Here is a 4,323-nt window from a genome sequence, read left to right on the forward strand (position 1 = left end):
TGTCTTTATGGGAGCTGGTGACATCCAGACCTATGAATATTCCTTTGAACGTCTCTTGTCCAATCTGACTAGCAACGTTCAGTAGGAGGCGCCTGGATGGAAGCACCGATTCGAATCAGACGGGCTGAATTGAGCGACTGGGAGGCGATTCTTGCGGTTGAGCAATTGAATTTTCCAGCAGCAGAAGCAGTCAGCGCAGAAATTCTTAAAGAACGGATTGAGCTGATTCCAGATACTTTTTTGCTAGCAGAGCTGCATGTCAGCTTGCAGGCTATATTGTCGGTCCAGCTGTTCAGAGTCCTTATCTGACAGACGATTTCTTTAGCAAGGTGGGTGCTAATTCTCCAGAAGGTGGCTTCATTGCCGTCCAAAGTCTGTCGGTTCATCCGGATTTTCAGGGGCAGGGGATCGGAACCTTGTTGCTTGCAGCTCTCAAGGAGACAGCAGTTCAACAACACCGGCAGGGTATTAGCCTGACCTGTCATGATGAGCTGATAACTTATTATGAAATGAATGCTTTCGTCCACGAAGGGATTTCTGACTCAACTCATGGTGGGGCTGTTTGGTCTGATATGGTATGGGAAAATCCCAATTTTAAGGAGAAAGAATGATTATCCGTCAGGCTCAAATGGCTGATTTAAAAGCCATTTATGCTATCGAGTTGGAAAATTTTAGTCCAGAAGAGGCAATTAGTCGTGAAATATTGTCAAAGCACATTGAAACGATTCCTTCAACTTTTTTGGTTGCAGAAAAAAATGGCAAGATTTTGGGCTATTTAGAAGGTCCTGTCCGACCAGAACGCTATTTAAAAGATATTTCCTTTACGGAGGACGTTGAAGATTATAGCTATCTGGCTGGCGGATTTATCTCTGTAACCAGTCTATCTATTTCTAAAGAAGCACAGGGTTTAGGTGTAGGAAAAGCCTTGTTGGACACTATGAAGGAAATTGCGATTGCTGATGAACGCCACGGTATTAATCTCACTTGCCATGATTATTTGATAGCCTATTATGAGAAGCATGGCTTCGTCAATGAAGGACCTTCGTCCTCAACTTATGCAGATGAAGTATGGTTTGATATGGTTTGGGAAAATCCCCAGATATGACTTTCATAAATAATATAGTTTTAAAAGTCGGATATGATTGCATTTATCTGACTTTTAAGATATAATGTTAGGGATTATGAAGAAGGAGATCAAGTTTTTGACTGAAAATTCACAGGATAACGAAAAGACGCTGAGTTTTAAAGAGAAGATTTTGAATGAGTTGGCAGCAGCCAATGGTACCCAAAATCAATCAGTTCAGGAAGAAGCGCAGCCTCTTTTAGGTAAAGAAATGGAATTGGCGGAGAGCTTGGAATCTCTCGTTTCTGCTGTTGAAAAATCTCATGAGGTTCTAGAGAAGGATACTTCAGTAGAGGAAGAACCTAGTAAGATCAAAGTAGAAGAGCCGATGGGACAAAGCAATCCTACTGTTCATACTCAGGCAGATGTGCTAGAAAATATAGTTCGTAATTCTACGATTTCAGAAGTTCCATCAAATGTTGATGGGCCAGGACAAGCTGATGTTGCTAAGAAGGAAAGTATAGAATCTGGAGAGGTTCAAACTTCTGTGGCTCATTTGGAAGCTTATCAAGAAAAGGTGGCGCCTGTTGCAGATGAGATAAAAGAAACAGTGTTACCTGATTCAAACACTACAGATGAAAGAGAAGCTAAAAAAGACTTTTCTACTGCAGAACCAACGCTAAGCCGTAGAGATGTTGCTCATGGAAAGAAACGTTCACGTGCAGATCGTACCAATAGTAGTAAAAAGAAAAAACGTAAAAACGGCCTAGCCAATCGAATCGTGATGACAGTCTTGGTACTTTTTCTATTGGGCCTTGGTATTACTGGTTTTGTAGGATACAATTATGTCTCTTCAGCGCTAAAACCAGTAGATGCCAAATCAACAGAGTATGTGACAGTGGAAATTCCTGCCGGTTCTAGCACCAAACAAATCGGAGAGATTTTAGAAAAGAAAGGCCTGATTAAGAACGCTCAAGTCTTTAATCTTTATTCAAAAATCAGAAGTTATGGTAATTTCCAATCTGGTTACTATAATCTTCAAAAGAGTATGGACTTAGACACGATTGCTAAGCAATTACAAGAAGGTGGAACAGATACACCACAGCCTCCAGTTCTTGGCAAGATAACAATTCCTGAGGGATATACCTTGGAGCAAATTGCCGAAGCAACTACTGTCAATGCTGCAAAAACTGCGAACAAGAATACTAAAACACCATTCAGTAAGGAAGATTTTCTAAATAAAGCTCAAGATGAAGACTTTATTGCAAAAATGGCAGCTAAATATCCGCAGCTTTTAGCAACTTTACCGAGCAAGGATAGTGGTGTTAAATATCGTCTTGAAGGTTATCTTTTCCCAGCTACTTATGATTATGGAAAAGAAACCACGGTTGAAGAACTGATTGACCAAATGTTGGCTGCTATGAATACTAATCTATCGCAGTATTACTCAATAATTGAGTCTAAGAATCTGACGGTCAATGATGTTTTGACCCTCGCCTCTTTAGTTGAAAAAGAGGGATCAACTGATCAGGATCGCAAAGATATTGCGAGCGTATTTTATAATCGTTTGAACCAAGCTATGCCACTTCAGAGCAATATTGCACTTCTTTATGCTCAAGGAAAACTTGGTCAAAAGACAACTCTTAAAGAAGATGCTGAAATTGATACAAATCTTGACTCGCCTTATAATGTGTACAAGAAGCAAGGATTGATGCCTGGTCCAGTAGATAGTCCAAGCCTGTCTGCTATCGAAGCTACTATTAATCCAAGTAAGACAGAGTACTTATATTTTGTAGCAAATGTGGAGACAGGGGCTGTATATTTTGCAAATACCTATGAAGAACACGCTAAGAATGTGGAAGAACACGTTAATAGCAAATTAAACCAATCAGGTGAAAGTTCTAACTAAATTATGTGGTTTTCCACATAATTTTGTTTTATCAAAAAATAGAAAGAAGAGAGAAAATAAAGTAATGGCTGAAAAAACTTATCCTATGACCCTTGTAGAAAAGGAAAAATTAGAACAAGAATTAGAAGAATTGAAATTGGTTCGACGTCCAGAAGTAGTAGAACGCATTAAAATTGCTCGTTCTTACGGAGATTTATCAGAAAATAGTGAATATGAAGCAGCAAAGGATGAGCAGGCTTTCGTTGAAGGACAAATATCAAGTCTAGAGACTAAAATTCGCTATGCTGTGATTGTTGATAGTGATTCGGTGGCTAAAGATGAAGTTGCCATCGGTAAAACTGTTACTATTCAAGAAGTCGGTGAAACTGAAGAAGAAGTATACATTATCGTTGGTTCAGCTGGTGCGGATGCCTTTGCTGGAAAAGTTTCAAATGAAAGTCCGATTGGTCAAGCATTGATTGGTAAGAAGACTGGTGATATTGCAACAGTAGAAACACCCGTTGGCAGTTATGATGTCAAAATCCTAAAAGTTGAAAAAACAGTATAAGAAAGGTCGAGCACGCTCGGCTTTTTCTTTATCAATTTATGCTATAATATAGAACAAACAAAGGAGATTGTATACTGATGGTTTTATCAAAAAAACGAGCACGCCATGTCATCGAGGAGATCATTGCCCTATTTCCTGATGCTAAACCGAGTTTAGATTTTAGAAATCACTTTGAGCTACTCGTGGCAGTCATGTTATCCGCTCAAACGACAGATGCTGCGGTTAATAAAGCTACACCAAATCTATTTTTAGCTTATCCTACTCCAGAAGCTATGGCAGCGGCATCCGAGGCAGATATTTCCAAGCACATTTCGCGTTTAGGGCTTTATCGAAATAAGGCCAAATTTCTGAAAAAATGTGCCCAGCAACTCTTGGACGATTTCAATGGTCAAGTGCCTCAGACTCGGGAAGAATTAGAAAGTTTAGCTGGGGTGGGGCGTAAGACAGCTAACGTGGTCATGAGTGTAGGGTTTGGTATTCCAGCTTTTGCCGTTGATACGCATGTTGAACGCATTTGTAAACACCACGATATTGTCAAAAAGTCGGCAACTCCTTTAGAAGTTGAAAAACGTGTTATGGACGTTCTCCCGCCTGAACGCTGGCTAGCTGCACATCAGGCTATGATCTACTTTGGTCGGGCTATTTGCCATCCTAAAAATCCAGAGTGTGATCACTATCCTCAACTTTACAATTTTGATCATGTTTAAGATAGAGTCTTAAGATACAAATTTTTACTAGGCGATGAACGTTTTAAGGGACGTAAAAGATTGTTGCGAGAGTTAGGGGAATATTTAAGAGACTTTA

At 39.8% G+C, this 4,323-nt stretch carries 4 protein-coding genes and 1 pseudogene; all 5 read left to right on the top strand.

The window, feature by feature from the left end:
* Positions 1 to 96: 96 nt before the first annotated feature.
* The 5 genes and pseudogenes from RWS39_RS09185 (at position 97) to nth (ending at position 4,226) form a co-directional block, all read left to right on the top strand.
* A pseudogene (locus RWS39_RS09185) lies at positions 97 to 611 on the top strand (GNAT family N-acetyltransferase).
* A complete protein-coding gene (locus tag RWS39_RS09190; protein ID WP_314482812.1) occupies positions 608 to 1,105 on the top strand; it encodes a GNAT family N-acetyltransferase in 498 nt (165 codons plus the stop codon). Before RWS39_RS09185 ends, RWS39_RS09190 begins: the two are co-directional and overlap by 4 nt.
* A 97-nt stretch (positions 1,106 to 1,202) precedes the next feature.
* Entirely contained in the window at positions 1,203 to 2,972 is a 1,770-nt protein-coding gene (gene mltG / locus RWS39_RS09195) for an endolytic transglycosylase MltG (RefSeq protein WP_314482815.1), read from the top strand.
* A gap of 64 nt (positions 2,973 to 3,036) precedes the next feature.
* The gene (greA, locus tag RWS39_RS09200) at positions 3,037 to 3,519 is read left to right on the top strand and encodes a transcription elongation factor GreA (protein ID WP_005592281.1); all 483 of its coding nucleotides are present in this window, start codon (positions 3,037 to 3,039) and stop codon (positions 3,517 to 3,519) included.
* Positions 3,520 to 3,596: 77 nt separating this feature from the next.
* On the top strand, positions 3,597 to 4,226 hold the full coding sequence (gene nth, locus RWS39_RS09205) for an endonuclease III (protein WP_314482820.1): 630 nt from the start codon (positions 3,597 to 3,599) through the stop codon (positions 4,224 to 4,226).
* Positions 4,227 to 4,323: the final 97 nt, after the last annotated feature.

It is taken from the genome of Streptococcus cristatus (genome assembly GCF_963529205.1).
GTDB classification, from domain to species: domain Bacteria; phylum Bacillota; class Bacilli; order Lactobacillales; family Streptococcaceae; genus Streptococcus; species Streptococcus cristatus_O.

Coding starts and splice junctions, on each gene's coding strand:
- RWS39_RS09190 (WP_314482812.1), top strand. CDS start 608: ATGATTATCCGTCAGGCTCAAATGGCTGATTTAAAAGCCATTTATGCT.
- greA (WP_005592281.1), top strand. CDS start 3,037: ATGGCTGAAAAAACTTATCCTATGACCCTTGTAGAAAAGGAAAAATTA.
- nth (WP_314482820.1), top strand. CDS start 3,597: ATGGTTTTATCAAAAAAACGAGCACGCCATGTCATCGAGGAGATCATT.